This is a genomic window from Priestia sp. BR_2 (assembly GCF_041954005.1).
GTDB classification, from domain to species: Bacteria; Bacillota; Bacilli; order Paenibacillales; family Paenibacillaceae; genus Paenibacillus_AQ; species Paenibacillus_AQ lautus_A.
The window spans coordinates 108,093-127,604 of record NZ_JAVFHM010000312.1 but is presented as its reverse complement, the minus strand read 5'-3'; the positions used below and the strand labels follow the sequence as shown (position 1 = coordinate 127,604).

The 19,512-nt window shown below is 48.2% G+C and carries 23 protein-coding genes; all 23 read left to right on the top strand.

All coding sequences use genetic code 11. The features are described 5' to 3' along the window. Window positions 1-10: 10 nt before the first annotated feature. Window positions 11-556, top strand: a complete 546-nt coding sequence (locus RB298_RS27295; protein ID WP_486049506.1) for a tyrosine-type recombinase/integrase — start codon at window positions 11-13, stop codon at window positions 554-556. Between the two features lie 314 nt (window positions 557-870). Continuing rightward, window positions 871-1,398: a hypothetical protein gene (locus RB298_RS27290; protein WP_486049504.1), complete on the top strand. Its 528-nt coding sequence runs from the start codon at window positions 871-873 to the stop codon at window positions 1,396-1,398. Further along, entirely contained in the window at window positions 1,379-3,208 is a 1,830-nt protein-coding gene (locus tag RB298_RS27285) for a phage terminase large subunit family protein (protein ID WP_486049502.1), read from the top strand. The genes RB298_RS27290 and RB298_RS27285 overlap by 20 nt, the downstream gene beginning before the upstream one ends. Beyond that, window positions 3,199-3,429 (top strand): hypothetical protein, encoded by a 231-nt coding sequence (locus RB298_RS27280; protein WP_486049501.1) that lies wholly within the window; start codon window positions 3,199-3,201, stop codon window positions 3,427-3,429. Before RB298_RS27285 ends, RB298_RS27280 begins: the two co-directional genes overlap by 10 nt. Further along, the gene (locus RB298_RS27275; RefSeq protein WP_486049499.1) at window positions 3,429-4,934 is read left to right on the top strand and encodes a phage portal protein; all 1,506 of its coding nucleotides are present in this window, start codon (window positions 3,429-3,431) and stop codon (window positions 4,932-4,934) included. Before RB298_RS27280 ends, RB298_RS27275 begins: the two co-directional genes overlap by 1 nt. Further along, entirely contained in the window at window positions 4,885-6,906 is a 2,022-nt protein-coding gene (locus tag RB298_RS27270; protein WP_486049497.1) for a prohead protease/major capsid protein fusion protein, read from the top strand. Before RB298_RS27275 ends, RB298_RS27270 begins: the two co-directional genes overlap by 50 nt. 37 nt (window positions 6,907-6,943) lie before the next feature. After that, entirely contained in the window at window positions 6,944-7,336 is a 393-nt protein-coding gene (locus RB298_RS27265) for a hypothetical protein (RefSeq protein ID WP_486049495.1), read from the top strand. Between the two features lie 17 nt (window positions 7,337-7,353). Next, on the top strand, window positions 7,354-7,659 hold the full coding sequence (locus RB298_RS27260; protein ID WP_486049494.1) for a hypothetical protein: 306 nt from the start codon (window positions 7,354-7,356) through the stop codon (window positions 7,657-7,659). After that, window positions 7,656-8,207 (top strand): phage tail protein, encoded by a 552-nt coding sequence (locus RB298_RS27255; RefSeq protein ID WP_486049492.1) that lies wholly within the window; start codon window positions 7,656-7,658, stop codon window positions 8,205-8,207. The genes RB298_RS27260 and RB298_RS27255 overlap by 4 nt, the downstream gene beginning before the upstream one ends. Beyond that, window positions 8,207-8,680 carry a hypothetical protein gene (locus RB298_RS27250; RefSeq protein WP_486049490.1) on the top strand — a complete coding sequence of 158 codons (474 nt, stop codon included), beginning with the start codon at window positions 8,207-8,209 and terminating at the stop codon, window positions 8,678-8,680. Before RB298_RS27255 ends, RB298_RS27250 begins: the two co-directional genes overlap by 1 nt. Further along, window positions 8,673-9,017, top strand: a complete 345-nt coding sequence (locus RB298_RS27245) for a hypothetical protein (protein WP_486049488.1) — start codon at window positions 8,673-8,675, stop codon at window positions 9,015-9,017. Before RB298_RS27250 ends, RB298_RS27245 begins: the two co-directional genes overlap by 8 nt. A gap of 3 nt (window positions 9,018-9,020) precedes the next feature. Next, window positions 9,021-10,463 (top strand): phage tail sheath family protein, encoded by a 1,443-nt coding sequence (locus tag RB298_RS27240; RefSeq protein WP_486049486.1) that lies wholly within the window; start codon window positions 9,021-9,023, stop codon window positions 10,461-10,463. A gap of 11 nt (window positions 10,464-10,474) precedes the next feature. Beyond that, complete coding sequence (locus RB298_RS27235; protein WP_486049484.1) at window positions 10,475-10,996, top strand: phage major tail tube protein; 522 nt, start codon at window positions 10,475-10,477, stop codon at window positions 10,994-10,996. 21 nt (window positions 10,997-11,017) lie between these two features. Continuing rightward, complete coding sequence (locus RB298_RS27230; protein WP_486049482.1) at window positions 11,018-11,347, top strand: phage tail assembly protein; 330 nt, start codon at window positions 11,018-11,020, stop codon at window positions 11,345-11,347. 208 nt (window positions 11,348-11,555) lie between these two features. Continuing rightward, complete coding sequence (locus RB298_RS27225; RefSeq protein WP_486049480.1) at window positions 11,556-13,967, top strand: phage tail tape measure protein; 2,412 nt, start codon at window positions 11,556-11,558, stop codon at window positions 13,965-13,967. Further along, entirely contained in the window at window positions 13,964-14,170 is a 207-nt protein-coding gene (locus RB298_RS27220) for a tail protein X (RefSeq protein ID WP_486049478.1), read from the top strand. Before RB298_RS27225 ends, RB298_RS27220 begins: the two co-directional genes overlap by 4 nt. Window positions 14,171-14,176: 6 nt before the next feature. Further along, window positions 14,177-15,211 (top strand): phage late control D family protein, encoded by a 1,035-nt coding sequence (locus tag RB298_RS27215; protein WP_486049476.1) that lies wholly within the window; start codon window positions 14,177-14,179, stop codon window positions 15,209-15,211. A gap of 2 nt (window positions 15,212-15,213) precedes the next feature. Further along, entirely contained in the window at window positions 15,214-15,678 is a 465-nt protein-coding gene (locus tag RB298_RS27210) for a phage baseplate assembly protein V (protein WP_486049474.1), read from the top strand. Next, window positions 15,675-16,073 carry a phage tail protein gene (locus RB298_RS27205; protein ID WP_486049472.1) on the top strand — a complete coding sequence of 133 codons (399 nt, stop codon included), beginning with the start codon at window positions 15,675-15,677 and terminating at the stop codon, window positions 16,071-16,073. Before RB298_RS27210 ends, RB298_RS27205 begins: the two co-directional genes overlap by 4 nt. After that, window positions 16,070-16,411: a lysozyme gene (locus tag RB298_RS27200; protein ID WP_486049470.1), complete on the top strand. Its 342-nt coding sequence runs from the start codon at window positions 16,070-16,072 to the stop codon at window positions 16,409-16,411. Before RB298_RS27205 ends, RB298_RS27200 begins: the two co-directional genes overlap by 4 nt. Further along, entirely contained in the window at window positions 16,408-17,517 is a 1,110-nt protein-coding gene (locus RB298_RS27195; protein ID WP_486049468.1) for a baseplate assembly protein, read from the top strand. Before RB298_RS27200 ends, RB298_RS27195 begins: the two co-directional genes overlap by 4 nt. Then, on the top strand, window positions 17,510-18,070 hold the full coding sequence (locus tag RB298_RS27190) for a phage tail protein I (protein ID WP_192572372.1): 561 nt from the start codon (window positions 17,510-17,512) through the stop codon (window positions 18,068-18,070). Before RB298_RS27195 ends, RB298_RS27190 begins: the two co-directional genes overlap by 8 nt. A 1-nt stretch (window position 18,071) precedes the next feature. Continuing rightward, window positions 18,072-19,505 (top strand): tail fiber protein, encoded by a 1,434-nt coding sequence (locus tag RB298_RS27185; RefSeq protein ID WP_486049466.1) that lies wholly within the window; start codon window positions 18,072-18,074, stop codon window positions 19,503-19,505. Window positions 19,506-19,512 lie beyond the last annotated feature (7 nt).

Genomic DNA, 19,512 nt, shown 5'->3' with positions numbered 1-19,512 from the left:
AGGTGGTGATATGAAGTATGTTCAACCGATAAGAGACAAGGAAATTATTGAAAATATCAAGAAACGGCTCCTGTTGAATGGAGATATTCGGAACTATATTCTGTTTGTTATCGGCATCAATGTAGGGTTTAGGATATCTGACATCTTACCATTGCGTGTAAGGGATCTGAAAAGACCGTTGCTGTACATTACGGAGAAGAAGACGAGGAAACAAAAGGCGTTTGAAATGAACCCAACAATCAGGCGTGAGCTGCTGGCATTGGTTAAGGATCGTCCAGATGACGAGTTCCTGATTAAAAGCCGTGAGGGTGTTAATAAGCCATTAAGCCGGTCCATGACCTATAAGATCATGAGAGCAATCACAGAGGAATATAAACTCGAAGGCATTGGAAACCATACTCTCAGAAAAACTTACGGGTACCATTTCTACAAAGAAACTAAAGATATTGCCATGCTTCAGAAGATATTCAATCATGCAACGCCCGATATTACATTGAGATATATCGGCATTGCACAGGACACAATCAACCTCGCAACGAAGCGATTTAAGTTGTGAGTTATCCATAAACTACACATGGCGAACTGGTAAAGGTGAAGTATTGCAAAGCCTTGATACACAAGGGGGTTGGGCCACTCTATGAGTTCTCCAGAATATAAGATAAGGATAACTCAGAGGGTTAAAACAGAGTGCAGCATAGGTTTAATGATATAGCAGAAGCTGAGAGTCCTTTTGTGGCGCGGCCTCGCGGATTTTTGGGTCACGGGTCCTTCCCAGGGGGTGGGTGCCTATGCGGGTACGAGTGAGCCCGGCATTCCACCGGATTTCATAAAAATTGCACACTAGGCATTGTGCAAAAAGGAGGGGGTTATATGGGTGAAAAAGTGAAAGCTAAAATGATTGACGGAGCCTTATGTATCGCGACTTCCGAGCTTTGTGAAGTGCTCGATGTCCACCGCAATACGATTGCACAGTGGGAGCGAAGTGGAATGCCCAAAAAGGCTCGAGGATGGTATTCGCTAAAAGAAGTCATTTCTTGGGTAATGGATAACCGAGGCGTGAAGAAGAATCAGGATGACGAAGAAGGCATGACACTCTCCCAACAAAAGCTGAAATACGAGGCACAGCTGAAAGAGCAGCAGGCAGAGGCAGCCACTCTAAAAAATGCGATAGCCAAAGGTGAATATATTAAAAGGGAAGACGTTGTGAGTGAGCTCCAACGTTTTTTAGTTTCACTCAGAAGATCTATGGGCGGATTCAGCCGCAAAATCGCTATGGAGGTAGCGCCATACGTGGAACCGGATCAGGTGAGAATGATCGAGCAGAGCATTTCAGATACCACCAACGCCGCATTATTACAGCTGTCCGTACGAGGTGTGTATGATGCGAAAAAAGATTGATGAGGAATGGTCGGAATGGCTGTTATCCGCCCTCCGAGTGCTGCGGCCACCGGAGAAACTCACGGTATCGGAATGGGCAGATAAATACCGGATCCTGGACAGCAAAACATCAGCGGAACCGGGGCCATGGTCAACAGACAGAACCCCGTATTTGCGGGGGATCATGGATGCTTTCACTGATCCACGAATCGAAGAAATTATATTCGTGAAGCCGACCCAGGTCGGAGGTACAGAAAGCCTGAACAACATGTTTGGGTACGTCATTGCACAGGACCCGAATCCGGCATTGATTGTTTATCCGATGTTGGATTTGGCAGAATACACATCAAAAAACCGTCTGCAGCCGATGGTGGAATTAAGTCCTGCCTTGAATGATCGATTTAAATCCGATGACAGCAAGCTTCTGGAACTTCAATTCGACGGGATGTATGCGGTCATTGCAGGAGCCAACAGTCCGGCGTCACTTTCGAGCCGGGCTATTCGCTATCTGTTTATGGACGAAGTGGACAAATACCCGAAAAGTGCAGGCAAGGAGGCGGATCCAAGAGCCCTTGCACGGGAACGCACCAAAACCTTCCCGTTTAATAAGAAAATCATGCAAACCTCCACACCGACGCTGAAAAACGGTCCGATCTGGCAAGCGTGGTTATCTGCAGACGTTCGAATGCAATATTACGTCCCATGCCCTCATTGTGGGCAGTTTCAAACGTTTAAATATAAGCGGATCATTTACAACAAGAGCCTGAGCCGAGAGAAGATCAAGGAAACGGCCCATTACGAATGTGAGCACTGCGAGCAGATCATAAGAGACGCGCATAAACCCTTTATGCTACGAGGAGGAGAGTGGAGGACCGAGACAGGTTCTACCGTTCCAGCCACGAAAACTGCGTACCACTTGAATGCCATCTATAGCCCGTGGGTTCGGTTTGGTGATGTGGCTTACGAATTTGTCTCGTCAAAGGACACACCCGAAGAACTGATGAACTTTATAAATTCTTGGCTGGCAGAGCCTTGGGAGAATACTCAAATCAAGCTCAATAGCAGCAAGGTTTTAGAGAGAGTCAGTGGATATGAAGAGGGCGTTGTTCCGGACCGCACACTTTTGTTAACCGGTGGCGTCGATGTTCAGAAGGATCGGTTTTATTACACGATCAGAGCCTGGGGTGAGAAAATGGAAAGCTCCAACATTCGTCATGGAGTCGTGGAAACCTGGACCGAGATCGAGGATGTTATGAATATTTCGTACCTGACCCGAGACGGAACAGAGCATTTTGTTAATTTATGCGCGGTTGACTCCGGATACAATGCCGATGAAACTTATGATTTTTGCGCTCGAAACCCTGAATGGGCCGTTTCAATCAAGGGCTCCAGTACACCGCTGCCATCGAAGTACAGGCTAACCAAAATTGACCGTGAAGAACGCGGGGTTTATGGCTTGTCACTATATCACGTGGATGGCGGATTTTATAAGGATTTTATAGCGGGTCGTTTATCCAGAAAGGAAGATGAGGCCGGAGGTTGGTTCGTTTATCTTGACTGCGATGAGGATTACGCTGAACAAATCACTGCTGAAGAAAAGGTAACAGAAAAGCAGGGTAAACGTGAAATTGAAGTATGGCGTAAGAAAACAGCCCACGCGGACAATCATTATTTGGATTGCGAGGTCTATGCCGCATTCGCAGCGGATTGTCTGGGTATCCGATATATGCGGTATGAGCAGGTGCCTGAGAAGAAGGCGGTGGAAAGTGAAAATGTTCCGGCAAAGCCTGCCAATAACAATTGGGTAGGAGGTGGAGGGTCATGGTTATGATGCCAGAGGAACGATTGACTCAACTTAATACGGAGCTGCTACAGGTACGGACCGCGATTTCCGCTATTTTAGGCGGAGCTCAGGAATATCGGATCGGGAGCAAGTCGGTTCGCCGTCCGGATCTTGGTTTGCTGTATGCGGAGCGTACACGGCTCGAAAAGGAAATCAGTGAAATTGAACATGGCGGTATGTTTCGCACCACATACTTTGAAGGGAGGTGATGAATCTGAATTGGCTAGAACGCTCCATTGCCACGGTCAGTCCGCAATGGGCATATAAACGAATGGCTTGGCGTTCGGCGGTGTCTGCTTTTGACAGTGGGAATACCGGGCGATTAAACCGGAACTGGAATCCGGGCACGGAAGGCTTTGACAATATTTCGCAGGGGGAGCGTACGCGGATACGCTACAGAGCGCAGGACTTGGAGCGAAATAGTGACATAGCCGGCGCCATCTTATCTGCACTAGAGCGAAATGTGGTTGGTTCAGGCATGATGCTGCAAGCGAAGATCCCACATACCAAACCTGGGAATCAAAATGGCGAGATGAACCAAGCTATCGAGGCCCTTTGGGAAGAGTTTTGCAAAGCAGAAAATATCGACATTACAGGTACACAGTCATTGGATGAGATTGAAGAAACCTTACTCCGGCGTTACTTTGTCGATGGTGGGATCTTGGTCGTTAAAGTTTACACGAAGGATGATAAATTTCCTTTTAAAATTCAAGTTCGGTCGGTGGATGATCTGAATACCTTGAATACGATTGTTCCGGGGGAGAATGGAAACCGGATTGTAGAAGGGATCGAGCTGGACAAGTACAACAAACCTATTGCATATCACTTCAAGAAATTAGACGGCCAATCGCTGCTGCCTGGAGAAAGTGTCCGGATAGAGGCGAAGGACGTCATTTTTTTATTCAAAAAAAATTCTCCGAAGCAGGTCCGTGAGATTTCTCAGCTCGCGACAGCTTTACCAAGGATCAAGGATGCTAATCAGTTTATTGAAGCGGTATCCATTAAGGAGCGAGTGTTGGCTTGCTTGTCTGTCTTTATTAAACGGGATACGCCATCCGGTGGTGGTCCTGGTCGTGGAATTGGACAAGTTGGCAGCGGCGATCGCAAAGATTACAGCGGCATGACTCTATCCCCGGGTATGATCGGAGAATTGAATCCGGGGGATGACGTACAGACCGTGATACCGGCTGGACAAGCATCCAATACCAAGGAGTTTATTACGACGCTGGTCCGTTTATCCTCGGCAGGGATTGGACTCAGTTATGAAGCGGTTTCGCGGGACTTATCGCAAGTCAATTACTCTTCTGCACGTCAGGGGCTGATCGAGGACCGGAAGCTGTATAAGAAGCTGCAAAAGATGCTGATTAAGAAGGTGCTTACTCCGATCTATCTTGAATTTCTTGATGCCATGCATCTAACTGGACAGTTGGATTTACCGAATTATTTCAAGTCTCGAAAAGAGTATGGCACCCATGTTTGGATACCACCAGGCTATAACTGGATTGATCCAGGCAAGGAAGTCAACGCCAATAAAGCTGCATTGGAGTCCAACCAGGATACGCTTGCCCGCATCTGCGCTGAACGGGGTGAGGACTGGCGTGACGTTGTGAAGCAGCGGGTAGCCGAATTGAAATATCTTAATGAATTACTAAAGGAGGATAACGGTGGGGAAGAATCCGATACTGCCGATGTCACTGACGAGGACGAGAGCTGATACACCGCCGTCATTAACACGTACCCTAACATTTCAACGTGAAACGATTAATGAAGAAGCGCGAACAGTAGAGTTGTCATTCTCCAGTGAGGCGCCGTACGAACGCTATTTTGGCTCTGAAATCTTGAATCACGATCCTGAATCGATAGATCTGACCCGGCTTCAGGAAGTTGGTGTACTGCTCTTTTCTCATGGTCGGGATGCCAAGTATGGACGCATGCCGATTGGAAGCATTGAAAAAGTCTGGCTGGATCATGCAGAGCGGAAGGCTCGAGCGCTTGTTAGATTTGATGACGATGAAGATAGCGACCGAGTGTTCAAAAAGGTCCTGAAGGGAATTATCAAGGGCGTGTCCGTTGGTTATTCCGTTAGTTCATGGGAAGAGGTCAAGGCTGGAAAATCTTCAGCCAACGGACGCTTTGCAGGTCCGGCATACGTGGCTCTGAAATGGCAGCCATTTGAAATCAGTGTTGAACCTACGCCAGCTGATCCATCGGTCGGCGTGGGAAGAAGTCATAATGATGAAAGCGGGGACGAAGGAATGAAAGGATTAAAAATGTTGGCATTGGCAGCACAAGGTTTGATGCATGCACCGGATACAGGGGCAGGAGTGGGTGGAAGCTCAACCCCTGAAGGCGGTGAACGGGCAGGGGTTCCAGTTCATACGCCACCTGCAATAGATACAGAGGCACTGAAGCGTCAGGCCATGGAGGCGGAGCGATCCAGAGTATCAGAGATTTCTCAGCTCTGCCGGGATTTTGGAATGGATGCGGATCTGTTTATTCGTGACGGTAGCACCTTGGAAGTGGTCAAAGATGCGATTTTAACCAAGCAGCGGGAGAATCATGCGCCGCATCCATCCGGTATTGAATTCGGGGCAGAAGACCAAGACAAATTCCGCTCAGCTGCTTCCGATGCTCTGTTAATGCGTGCCGGCCGTTCGGTTGTAAAGCCAGCAGCAGGAGCGCCAGAGCTCCGGTCCATGCGCATGCGGGATCTAGCGGTGGAGTGCTTGCAGCGTGCAGGTATTCAAGGTGCACACCGGATGAGTGACGAGGAATTGTTGAAGCGGGCATTGTCTCCGGATACAACATTCCAGTCGATTCTATCTAATGCAGCTAATAAATCACTTTCTCAGGCGTATCAGGAAGCCCCAACGACCTTCCAATATTGGACAGGTAAGGGTTCGAACTCCGACTTTAAAGCAGCTGAACACTATCGAATTTCGGAAGCTGGTGAATTGCAGCGTACTCCGCAAAATGGAGTTATTCCGTATGATTCAGCTATGAAGGATGAAAAAGTAACGAAAGCGGTACTGACCTATGCCGAACGTTGGGGCTTTACTCGCGAAGCATTTATTAATGACGACTTGAGCGTTTTAAGCCGGGTGCCTGCTGCTTATGTTATCGCGGCCAAACGCGGCATCAACAAACTCGTTTACAAGATGCTTGCGTCTAACCCGGTTATATTTGATGGCGAAACGTTGTTCAGCTCTCCACATAACAATCTTGGTACCGCTGGCGCTATCGGAACAGCAACCATGAGCGAAGGACGCAAAATGATGCGTACGCAAAAAGGAATTCGGGGCGAATCGACGTTGAACATTGCTCCGAAGTACTTGATCGTTCCAGCGGAACAGGAAACGGCAGCAGGACAATACCTCCGAAGCGAGGCTGATCCGGAAGCTAAACACAGCGGTGTAACGAATGTGTTCCGTAATGCGATGGATATCATTGTGGATGCAGAACTGGACCAATATTCCGAGTTCGCTTGGTACTTGGCTGCTGATCCGAATATTGCAGATACCGTTGAAGTCACATACCTACGCGGCCAGGAAGAACCAACGCTCGAAACGGATATTCCGTTTGATCGTTTGGGCATGGATTTCCGAATCTACTTTGATTACGGTGTTACGATCCTGGACAGCCGCGGACTCTTCAAAAATCCTGGGGAAGCCCCAACGACTCCATAAGCTTTAGATAATCTATTACTGGAAGGGATGAAGCAAAATGATACTGAGAGAGCCTTTGAATTTTGCTGGCCGGTTGTATGCAGCGGGGGAGAGCGTGAAAGGTCAGCTCCCCCTCGATATGATCGACGCTTTACGCAAGAATAACAAGCTGGATGAGGTCGCGAATGACACGGAGATGGAAGTCACGCAACAGACACAAGACGATTTCAATCTTTATGGTGGCGGAGGGTCAAACGACCTGGGCAATCTCCCGATTGTTGGGAATACGATTCTTTCTCCTGAAGACTTCAAAGAGTTGTCTGCTCCTGACCAAAAAGATCGCCTCAAGGCTTTGGAGATCGAGCCAGCCAGCAAGGCAGAGGACCGTCTTGAGCAATATGAAACTTGGTATTTTGAACAGGTCGCCAACGCCGACCCGAATTCTCAATGAGTTTCTTTCAGGAGCAATTGGAGCGGGATGCACGAAATGTCTTTCTGAATCCGGAAGAGTTCGGCACGCCGCATATCGTGAATGGCCGTGAAATGATCATTGTCATCGATGAAGATCAATTGCAGCACCGAAAATCCAGCGCTTCAAATCCAACAGATGGGGTTTATAACGCTTCTCTTCTCTTTTATGCCTTGAAAACGGACTTCGAAAAACGGCCAATTACGGATTCGTCCATACGGATAGATGACCGTAATTTCAAGGTCGCGGATGTCCAAGAGGATGAGGTCATGTACACAATTACGCTGAAGCGGGTCGGATCATGATTACGATTGACGCCGACAAGCTGAAAGAGGTTGAGAAGCGATTAAGCCAGTATCCGAAGCAAGCGCCAGCAGTCCTGTCCAGGGCATTAAATCGGACGGCTACCAATGTAAAATCCAATGCCTCGAAGAAAGCACGCGAAATCTACCGGATCAAAGCCCAGGACGTAAACAAGTCCTTTAAGATCAACCGAGCTTCGCGAAACAATTTAGGGGCTTCGGTAGTTTCGACTGGCGGGAGCATCGGGCTTGAGAAATTTAAAACCAACGCTCGGGAACCGTCATCGAAAAAACCACGGACCTTTAAAGCGGCTGTCAAAAAACAGGGCAGTCTGAGAACGATTCTACGGGGCTTTGTCGCCAATATCAGTGGCGTTAAGGTGTTCCAGCGTACAAGCAAGAAAAGGCTACCTATAACGCGCCTGTTCGGCCCTCCGGTGCCTCAAATGGTGGATAACCCGGAAGTACGACAATTCATTGATGGACAGGCCGTGGAGACCTTCGAAAAACGATTGGATCATGAGATAAAACGAGTCATGGAGGGGAACTGATGGCTACTCCCTATCTACTGCAAAAAGCCTTGGTCGAAGAGATCAAGGTCCTTTTTGCTGGCTTTGAAACGGAAAATGCAGCGGGGGAACTGGTGTCGTTGAATGTTTATCCTCAATCGCTGCCAGAAAAGACGGATGAAGAGGATTCTGCCCATTTCCCATATATCGTCGTTCGAATTATCGACGGCGGGATTGGAAGTGAGGAAGAAGCAGCGGCTTGCCGAATGGTGTTCGTTGCAGGCATCTACGATTCGAATCCGGATTATCAGGGAAATCAGACTATTTTGAATATCTTGCAGCGGATTCAAACGCATTTGTTGGCAAAACGAATCATTGACGGGAAGTTTGCTATTCAGTATCCGTACAACTGGCAAATTTATGATGATGAAGACCTGCATCCGTATTATTTCGGCGGAGCAGAAACCAATTGGACCCTGCCAGCGGTTCAACAGGAGGTGGATGACGATGAATGAAATCCAAGAAGAAATATTAAATCCGAAATTCGATAAAACGCCACGGAAGAAGAAAGAAAACCCGGAATCGGACAAATTGCCAAACGCTTGGGAATATGAGACAGCCGTTATCTATGTTGGCCCTACCATACCGAAGCTGGCGCGATATACGACTTTCCGAGCAGGTTTTCCGCGCCGGATTCAAAAGTTGATGGAACAAATTCCTGCGCTCAAAGATTTATTTGTTCCCGTTCCTGAGTTTCCCAAAGTGCGGTTACAAAGCGAAACGGTAGGCACACCGTTACACGCGGCCTATCAGGCAGTATTGTACGGACAGACGCAGAAAGGAAGTGTTTAACGTATGGCAGAACGTCATGGTGTTTATGTAACAGAGGTACCGGCATCTATACTCACGCCGGTTTCGCCACTGGCGACAATTCCGGTCGTGTTCGGAACAGCGCCTATTCACATGTCTAAGCTGGTATCGCCTCCAGTGAATGTGCCTTTCTTGGCAGAGAGCTGGGAGCAGTACAAAGACGCTCTAGGATACTCGGAGGATTGGGAGAATTATACGCTTTGCGAATTTGCTTTCTCTCATTTTCAACTGTATAAACAGTCTCCAGCCGTTTTCATTAACGTGCTTGATCCAGAGGTGCATAAAGAGAGTGTAAATCCTTCCCCGGTAACTTTGACGAGCGGCACTGGCACGATTAACGTTCAGGGAATTTTGACAAATACGGTTAAAGTATCGTCCACGGGTCAGACGCCAACGGATTATGTGCGGGATACCGATTATACACTTTCATTCAATTCAGCTGGGCATCTTATCCTGACCGCGAAGCCAGGCGGGGCAATGATTGCGGAAAGCTCCGTCAATGTCGGATATGACAAGCTGAAACCTGAAGATGTGGATTCGGGGGTCATCGTCGGCGGAACGGACGGCGTTACCGGAGCGGTTACGGGCCTTGAAGTATTGAAACAAGTGTTTCCTCGCTTAAGAGTTGTTCCAGGTCTGATTTTAGCTCCTGGCTTTTCTCATGACCCGGTGGTTGGCGCGGTCATGGTTGCAAAATCACGCAAGATCAACGGGAATTTTAACGCTCAAGCGATTACGGATCTTCCGGGAAATCAAACGGCAGCTCAAGTTGATAAATGGAAAGAGGACAATCTCTACACAGACAAAGCTCAGTTCAATACATGGCCTAGAGTAACCAAGTCTGGCCGTACCTATCGGTTATCGACGCATTTGGCAGGTGTTATTTGTCAAACTGATGCAGAGAACGACGGTGTTCCATATCGTTCGCCGTCCAATAAGGCCCTTCAGATCGACGGCATTGTACTCGATGACGGTAAAGTAGTTGCCCTTGGCCCTGACGAGGCGGAATTGATCAATGCGGAAGGGATCGTAACCGCTTTGAATTTTATTGGTGGTTTTCGTTCGTGGGGCAATCGTACGGGGGCGTTCCCGGATGCTATCGATCCTCAGAGCTCCTTTATCCCGGTAAGGCGCATGTTTGACTGGTGGAATAACACCATCATTTTGACTCAGTGGATGTATGTTGATGATCCGGCAAATAAACGTTTGGTGGAGGCTGTCGTTGATTCGCTGAACATTCGCCTAAATGGGTTGCAGTCGTCTGGCTTTATCCTAGGTGGACGGATTGAGTTTAACAAACAAGACAATCCGAAGGAATCCACGATGAACGGTAAGCTGAAATTCCGGAATTACTTTACACCACCGTCTCCAGGTCAAGAGTTGGAATTCATGGTGGAATATGATGCAGAATACTTGTCTGCAATTTAGGAGGGGTACCCTTGGCTGGCAAACAAATACCTGATAGATTAACGAATTTCACGGGTTATCGCAACGGATCGGAATACCTGGGAGTCGCCGACGTTGATCTTCCGGATTTAGAGTCGTTGACGGAGACGATCAGCGGTGCAGGCATAGCCGGAGAGGTCGAAAGTCCGTTGATTGGACACTTTGGTTCCATGGTTACGACACTGAATTGGCGTGTGCTGGATCGCGCCAACTTCAAATTGGCCCGGCAAGAAATGCAGCAAATTGACTTTAGAGGCTCGATCCAAACGTTAGACGCTACGCAAAACTATATTCATATCCCAGTTCGCGTAACCATCCGAGGCATGCCGAAAACAACGCCACTCGGAAGCTTGTCCGTTGGTGGTACCATGGATAACTCGAATGAGCTGGAAACGTTCTATATCAAAATTGTCTACAACGGCGAGACAGTGGTTGAAATTGATAAAACGAATTTCATTTGTATCATTGATGGCGTCGATTATCTAGCCCAGGTTCGTGAGAATCTAGGGCTTTAATAAAAGGAGGAACAAAGAATTATGGCAGAAAAAAAGCAAGAAAGCCAACCGGTGAACAACGAGATTGTTTACCAATTGACCCGACCAATAACCTTTGAAGGTGAAGAAATTAAATCCTTGAATCTGGATTTCGACAGCTTAGGTGGGCACGAGCTTATGAATTGTGCAAAATTAGCCCAAAGCATGAATCCGGAAGAGGTTCCAGTGTATCGAGCCTTATCGATTAACTATCAGGTTGCGGTAGCGGCGAGAGCAGCGGGCGTTGCTCCTGATGTGATTTTGAACTTGAAGGCAAAAGACTTTACCCAAGTGACTCAAAGGGCAGCCAATTTTTTAATCAGGGAGGAATAAGCGGGGACATTGTTCAGGATCTACGAGAAACGGCAATCATCCTTTGTTCGCTTATTCCAGGTTCATCCTTAACGTTCTGGCTCAGCCAGCCGCTCAAAGACCTTGACGGCTGGCTTGCAGCCTGCGAGAACGTCGAAAAACGAAAGAAGAACCAAAAACCGAGCCCAAATACCAGCCGTAAGGTGAAAGCAAGGAGGCGGGGCTAGGGATGGCTAGAACGTATGAAACGATATTTGCCTTGGGTGGACAAATAAGCCCGACGTTCAAAAAAACGTTCAAATCCGCCGGCGATGCAACAAGAAAGATGGAGCATGGGTTGCAAGCGGTGAACCAAGAGGCGAAGGAAGCCCGAGGAGTCTTTGGTAAACTGGGCAAGGTAACAGGTGATTTCGGAAAGGCTCTTTACCGTGTTACACAGTATTCAGGCGCTTTTGCCCTTGTCCAAGGTGCAGCTGGATCTATCGGAGATCTAGCTAGTTCGATTACGGATTACCAAGACAGCATGAACCAACTTCAAGCCTCAACAGGGACAAGCAAACAAGAGATGGCCGCGCTGTCTGGTTCGATAAAAAATTTGTACAACCAAAACATCGGGGAAAACTGGAATGACTTGGCCGATGCGTTAAGCAGGGCGAAACAAGTCACAAAGGAAGAAGGCAAAGAGCTCGAAATGACGGCCCGAAATGCGATTGTTTATCGGGACGTGTTCGGAGAAGATATTCCGGAGTCGGTTAAAGCCTCGGATACGATGGTAAAAAACTTCCGGATAACGAGCGATCAAGCGTTTAATCTGATGGCTCAAGGCGCTCAAAAGGGCTTAGATAAATCCGGCGAGTTGCTGGACTCTACAAATGAATACGCACCGCATTTTGCCTCGCTGGGTTTTTCAGCGAATCAAATGTTTGATACTTTCAGCGCTGGACTTGAGTCCGGCGCTTTTAATTTGGATAAAGTCGGGGATGCGGTAAAAGAGTTCAATATCCGATCCAAGGACATGTCCAAAACATCGGTTGAAGCATACCAAGCGCTCGGGCTAAATGCGGAAAAGATGTCCCAAACCTTTGCAAAAGGCGGGCCAGAGGCGCAAGCAGCTTTCAAACAGATTGTTCATTCGATTTCATCTATTGAAGATCCGGTCAAGAAAAACGCAATTGGCGTCGGACTCTTCGGGACCATGTTCGAAGATCTTGAAAAAGATGTGGTTGCGGCCATGGGTGCCGCCCGAAGTCAGTTTGACATGACCAAGGATACCATGGGGGAGATCACTGAAATTAAATATGATTCCGTGAAATATGCCTTTCGGGGAATCGGTCGTCAGCTCATGACGACGTTCATCATGCCCATTGGCGATAAAGTGCTTCCGCTGCTTAATGATTTTAGTAATTGGTTTCAAGGAGCGATGCCCGGCATTCAAAGCTTTTTCGGGAAAATCGGGGGATCTATCGATAAAGTGTTCGGGGGTATCGGGAAGACCATTGGCCCGATTTTTGAGAGCTTTTTCAGCGGTGATATCGGCGGGGCAGGATTCAACTACGCAAAAATGCTAGGAATGTCCGATGGAGATGCAGCGGCGATTGGTAAAGGCTTTGCAGGTGTCTTCTCCGAAGTCATGGCCTTGAAAGATCAATTCCTGAAAGGCTGGGACAATGTAATGCCTCACATCAAGAGCATTATGGATTCCGGGAAGAGGATCTTTCAGCAATTCGCTCCAGTCGTGGCGAAGGTTGCAATCGGGGTGTACCAGGCAGGCACGAAAATTGTTCGAGCCTTGTTACCCGTGGGTCAATATATCGGAGCCAAGCTTTGGCCCATAGCTTCCAAGGTGTTCGGATTCCTTGCCAATGATGTTGCTCCAGCCATCTCCCGTGCATTTTCCAGCATGGTGCCGGTCTTTACTTCAGTGGCCGGGAAAATCGGCCAAACGATTTCCGCTGTATTTACGGTAGTCAAACCGATCATTGACGGTTTGGTAGGTGCGTTTAACGTAGCCTTCCCTGTGATTAAAGCGGTCGTTGTGGGAGCCATCGATACAGTGTCTGGTGTGTTCAATGGCTTAATGACGACCCTTGGCGGGATCTTGGATTTTGTGAGTGGTGTGTTTACCGGAGATTGGTCGCTTGCGTGGTCGGGTGTTGTGGGCACGTTTGGCGGAATTTGGTCCGGGCTGAAAGCATTGGTCGCTGCACCGATCAATGCGGTTATACGCCTAGTGAACAAAGCCATCGAAGGTATCAATAATGTCAGCGTCGATATTCCGGATTGGTTAGGCGGCGGTACCCTCGGGTTTAATGTTGGCTTGATTCCAGAACTTGAAGGATTCGCTAAAGGCGGGATTGCAACCAAGCCTTCCATATTTGGCGAGGCTGGTCCTGAAATGGCGATTCCACTGAATAACAAACCGCGTTCACATGCTTTGCTGGATAAGGCTAATCAGATTATGGGTGGACCTTCAGCAGCTGCGAGCTCCAGCCCGATCTACATTACCTATGCGCCGAAAAACTACTGGAGTGGAGACGTCTCGAAAGAGAAGGCCCAAGAGATTACGCGGATACAGCACGATGATTTCGAGCAGCGGATGAAAAAATACACGAAACAAAAGCAAAGGGTGAGTTTTGCATGACGATGTACACAACCATACAGGGCGATACCTGGGACGGCATTTCCTTTAAGGTTTACGGCGAGGAAGAGCACGTTACCTATCTCATGCGAGCCAATCCGGATTATATGCGAACAACCGTGTTTTCAGGCGGAATCACATTGATGATTCCGCCTTACCCGGTTGGGCAATCCAGCAGTTTACCACCGTGGAAAAGGGAGGGATAAAGCAGGATGTTGAAAACGATCGAGGCGAGGCGTGCCGAGCTGATATTATCGTATAACGGATATGACCTTTCCTTGGATATCGCCAAGGACTTGCTTGATTTCACCTATACGGATGCCCCTCCGGGCGAGCTGGACGACCTTCAGATTACGTTGCAGGATCGAAATAACCTTTGGCAAAGTCCGGAATGGATGCCGTTACCGGGAGACAGTTTGAAAGCTGAAATCCGCACGCATCATTGGGAAAAAGAAGGGGAGGTCAAGAAGCTGCCGCTTGGAGAATTCGAAGTCGATTCATTTCAATTAACCGGCGCACCGGACACGGTATCCATCAAAGGAGTAAGCTTGGGCGTTGGCTCCAGTATTCGGCAGGAGAAACGAACAAAAGCATGGGAAAAAGCCACGCTAAAAACGATAGCAGGCGAGATTGCCAAGCGGGCAGGGCTGAAGCTGAGCTATAACGCACCTGTAAATCCAACGTATGACAGGCTGGATCAAACGGAGGTTTCAGATTTGGCCTTTTTATTTGAACAAGCTAAAGCGGAAGGGCTGTCCGTCAAAATATCGGGTAAGCAGCTGGTGTTGTTCGATGATTTTGAATTCGAAAAGTTGCCGGTGGTCGCTACCTTCAGGCGTGGGAGAGATCGAATTTTATCCTATGACTTTAATTGGAGCTCGTCGTATGCATCCTATGTCGCCTGCGAAATCAGCTATACCAAAGCTAAATCAAAGAAGACGATTAAAGTAAAGTATACCCCGCCCGGCGCTCCCCAAATCGGCCCTGTCCTTAAAATTAACGAGCAAGTAGACAGCGAAGCCGAGGCACTCCGAAAGGCAAGGAATGCACTGCGCGAGAAGAATCGCGAAATGGGCGAAGCTAGTTTGAGTGTGGTTGGCGATATTCGAATCGCTGCCGGGGCAACGATCCAGGTCGAAGGCTTTGGTACGTTTGACGGCAAATACTTAGTAATCAATGTAAGTCACGGAATCGGAAGTTCAGGATATATCACGAACATGACGATACGGCCAGTATTGGGGTGGTAAGCATGAGCGTCATTGAAAATCTAATTCGTATCGGACTCGTTTCTTCTGTCGATGCGGCAAAGCACACCGTTCGAGTGGTGTTTGAGGACAAAGATAATTTGGTTTCAGGTGACCTGCCTATTATTGTTCCATACAGCGCCAAAGCGAAAGCATATCGATTGCCGGAAGTATCAGAGAGCGTACTATGTGTATTTCTTGGGAACGGTCTTCAGAATGGATTTTGTTTGGGCAGCTTTTACACGGACGAGGATATGCCGCCTGTATCGAACAAAGATCAGATTGGGACATGGTTTGAGGATGGAAGCTATGTGTCTTTCGATAAAACATCCAAGACCTTGCATATCAAAGCAGTCGGAAATGTCCGGATCGAAGGGGATCTAACGGTGACAGGCTCCATCACATCGGAATCCCTTCAGACAAAATCCATCATGACGGACTCAATCATACGGGCAGGTGAAGCGCTGTGAACAAGATCGGATATTTAGGCGACGTTGTATTCGTCGTTTCAGAAAAAACGCTTCGAACCTTCAACGAATTTACACGAAGCAGCGCGTCACGTTGGGCCAAGCATGAAGTGCTTGGAAAGAAACCATTAACCCAATGGATCGGGCCCGGCTTGGATACGGTATCCTTTACAATGCGGTTCGATGCACAATATCGCATGAATCCACGCAAAGAATTAGACCGGTTAACGGCCTTGGATCGTAAAGGGAAGGCTTTACCTTTAGTTGTTGGCGGAAAGGGCGTCGGCGTGGGATTATGGGTCATTACGTCCTTGGAACAATCGTGGTTGAATATCGATCATCTTGGAAACATCTTGGCCGCAACGGTGAATATCTCATTGGAGGAATATGTGAAATGAGCGAATACATCGTGGATATGACAAAGCCAACGAAGATAAACTTCCGTCCGGCCACCTTGGTCGAAGAGATTGGGCAAAACATCCGGACGATTGTAACAACGCCGTCCGGATCAGCACCGTTTGCCCGATCAATTGGGTTGGATTATGAAATGGTTGATGAGCCACTGCCCATCCTGAAGGCAAGAATGAGCGGTGTAATCACGATGGCCATCTCCGATCAAGAGCCCAGGGCTGAAATTACAGAGATCCTTTTTCACCTGAATGACCAAGATAAGATGAACGGGCGTTTGCTGCCCATCATCAAGTATAGAATTGCCGAAGGAGGGGATTCCGAATGAGCGAGATCAAGTTCATAGACGATGACCCACAAGTGACCATAAACAACATTCTAAAGATGCACGAGGCGATAACCGGTCGTCAGCTGTACCCTGCTGATCCGGAACGCCTTTTTATTTTGTCTCTATGTGAGATCATTGTTCAGCAGAAAGTTCTGATCAATGAGGCGGCCAAGCAAAGTCTTTTACGGTATGCAACCGGGGAAGTGTTAGAGGCAAAGGGTGAAATGTATGATACGGCTCGCCTGCAAGCTGAGCCATCCAGGACAACGGTTCAGTTTCAGCTATCCATGCCGTTAACATTGGCGGTTATCATTCCAGCAGGAACGAGAGTCGGCCCACAAGGCGGTGGAGGGGAGCTGTTCTTCATGACTGTTAACGTCCTGGAAATTAAACCGGGCGAAGTATCCGGAAATGTTCCTGCTGAGTGTTCGATTCCTGGCATTGATGGCAACGGGTTTTTACCAGGTCAATTAACGGAATTGATCGATCCTATTCCTTTCGTGCAAAGCGTAACGAACATATCTGAGAGCTCGGGCGGCGCCGCCGTTGAATCGGACGAGGCTTATCGCGAACGCATTCGGACTGCGCCGGAATCGTTTAGCGTAGCCGGACCGGATGGAGCATACGAATATTGGGCTAAAACTGCGAGCTCAGCCATTATTGATGTTGGCGTTGAGTCTCCTTCGCCGGTGGAGGTTGTATTGATACCGCTGTTGGTCGGCGGAGAGTTGCCGCCTCAAGAGGTTTTAGATGCCGTGGACGCTGCCTTAAATCGTAAGGTCCGACCCTTAACGGATCGTGTCACGGTCCAACCTCCGGAGCCTGTTGATTACAATATCAAATTAACCTACTGGATCAGTAGAGACAAAGCAGCTGATTCGGCAGTCATACGGAGCAATGTCGAAACTGCCATTGCGGAATATCGCTTGTGGCAAAAATCTAAGCTTGGCCGGGATATAAATCCCTCGGAGCTCATTCGGCGCGTTATGGCAGCTGGAGCCTTGCGATTGAATGTCTTAGAACCTTCTTTTACCGAATTAACGAGGTTGCAAGTAGCAAGAGAAAGCCAAGTCGTTTTTGATTTTGGAGGGCTGGCAGATGACTGAGATTTCACAAGTAAGTATGCTCGATCTCCTGCCTCCAAATCTCAAACGAGATCCTGCGCTAGCGGCAGCAGCTAAGTCGATTGATGAAGAACTACGGAGCATTACAGCGGCAATTTCGAAGCTTTCCAGATATGACCGGCTCGATGAATTGACGGACGCTGAAGCTGATGAACTCGCTTGGGAGATGCATGTTGATTTCTATGATACAAGTCTTCCGCTTAGCCAAAAACGCGAGCTGGTGAAAAATGCGATCCCATTCCACCGGCGAAAAGGGACGCCAGCGGCCGTCGAGGAATTGGTGTCGATCCTTTTTGGTGAGGGCAAAGTCGAGGAATGGTTCGAGTACGGCGGAGATCGAGGATACTTCCAGGTCATAACGAACAATCCGGAAGTGACCCAAGAACGTGCTCAGGAGTTTTATCGAGCGGTTGAGTCAGTCAAGCGAAAAAGTGCGCACCTGGAGCGTGTAATCTTGTCTCAATCCGAACCGATGAATCTCTATTTTGCCGGGGTGCTTCGAATGGGCGAGAAAATGACAGTAAGGATGGTGTAATATGGGCGCGTTTGGCGGATTTATTCAAACAAATAAAGGCCGGAACCTTCAGGCCAAGGCGGAAACCGGAACGCAGCTGAAATTTACAAGGATGGGGGTCGGAGACGGTCAGCTAAGCGGCCAGTCCATCCCCTCCTTAAATCGGTTGATTAACGAGAAGAAATCTCTCCCGATCACTAGGTTGAAGACGCAGCTTCCAGCTCAGGCAATTGTCGGGGCGGTGTTGTCTAATCAGGATGTAACTACAGGGTTTTATTTTCGGGAGATGGGCATATTTGCACAAGATCCTGACGAGGGAGAAATCCTTTATGCCTACGGGAATTCTGGAAGCGGTGCAGCGGAGTACATTTCAGCAGGAGGCACGGCAGACGTTATTGAGAAAACGATCGATATGATTGTTACGTTCGGCCAGGCTCAGAACGTATCGGCGGTTATTAATAGTTCCCTGGTGTATGTAACCCATGAAGAGTTGGCCGAGGCTTTGGAAGGGCTGGACCCGGATATCCCACCAGCATCGTTAACGGAACCCGGTATTGTCCAACTATCCAATGCAATAAACAGCACTTCTGATGCGCATGCTGCGACGCCTTCAGCTGTAAAGAAGGCACATGATCGAGCTGATCAGGCTTTTACAGCTGGCAATGAGCGAAAAGCGGAAGTGGTTGCCGCGCTTGTTGCCATAGGTGTATCGGCATCCACAAGCGAAACATGGGCGCAGCTCATTCCCAAGATAACGGCAGTGATCCGAGCTACTGGCAATGCGACGGTTGATGATGTAATTGCAGGAAAAACTTTTAGCAATGCAAATGCGAATGGGTTAATCGGTAACATTCCAGATAGAGGTGCCGGGGGGATAGTCACACCGAACACAGCAGACCAGACGAAGGCAGCTGGACGGTACACAAGCGCAATCACAATTAAGGGAGAGCCAAACCTTATTGCTGGTAATCTACCAAAAGATAAGACATTCTTTGGTATTACCGGACTACTTGAGCGAATGACAACAGCCGAAAAGCAAGCTATAGCCAATGCCATAACTGGTAAAGGTGTGGCTGCTTCAGCAAGTGATACCAATACGGTATTGGCTCAAAAAATCGGACAAATTTTTACAGGTTTAAAGATAGCGAGCGGAACTTTACCCACCTATCAAGATCGTTCCATCACAAATTTACCGTTCGCACCCAAGGTTATTTTCCTGCATGTTACCAATGAGACAACCCTAAACGACAGAGCTTTTGCCTATGGATATACTGGTGCATGGTTAACGGATACAAATACCGTTCAATACTCTAATACGCTAGAAATCAGTATCAATAATATGAGGAACAATAGAGCCAATCTGTCCAATGTAGTGTTTGGATCAAACTATGTAAACTTCGAGATTTACGGTACCTTGGCAGCATCCAATCGGCATTATGTTGTAGTTGGTGTTTAGGCAATGG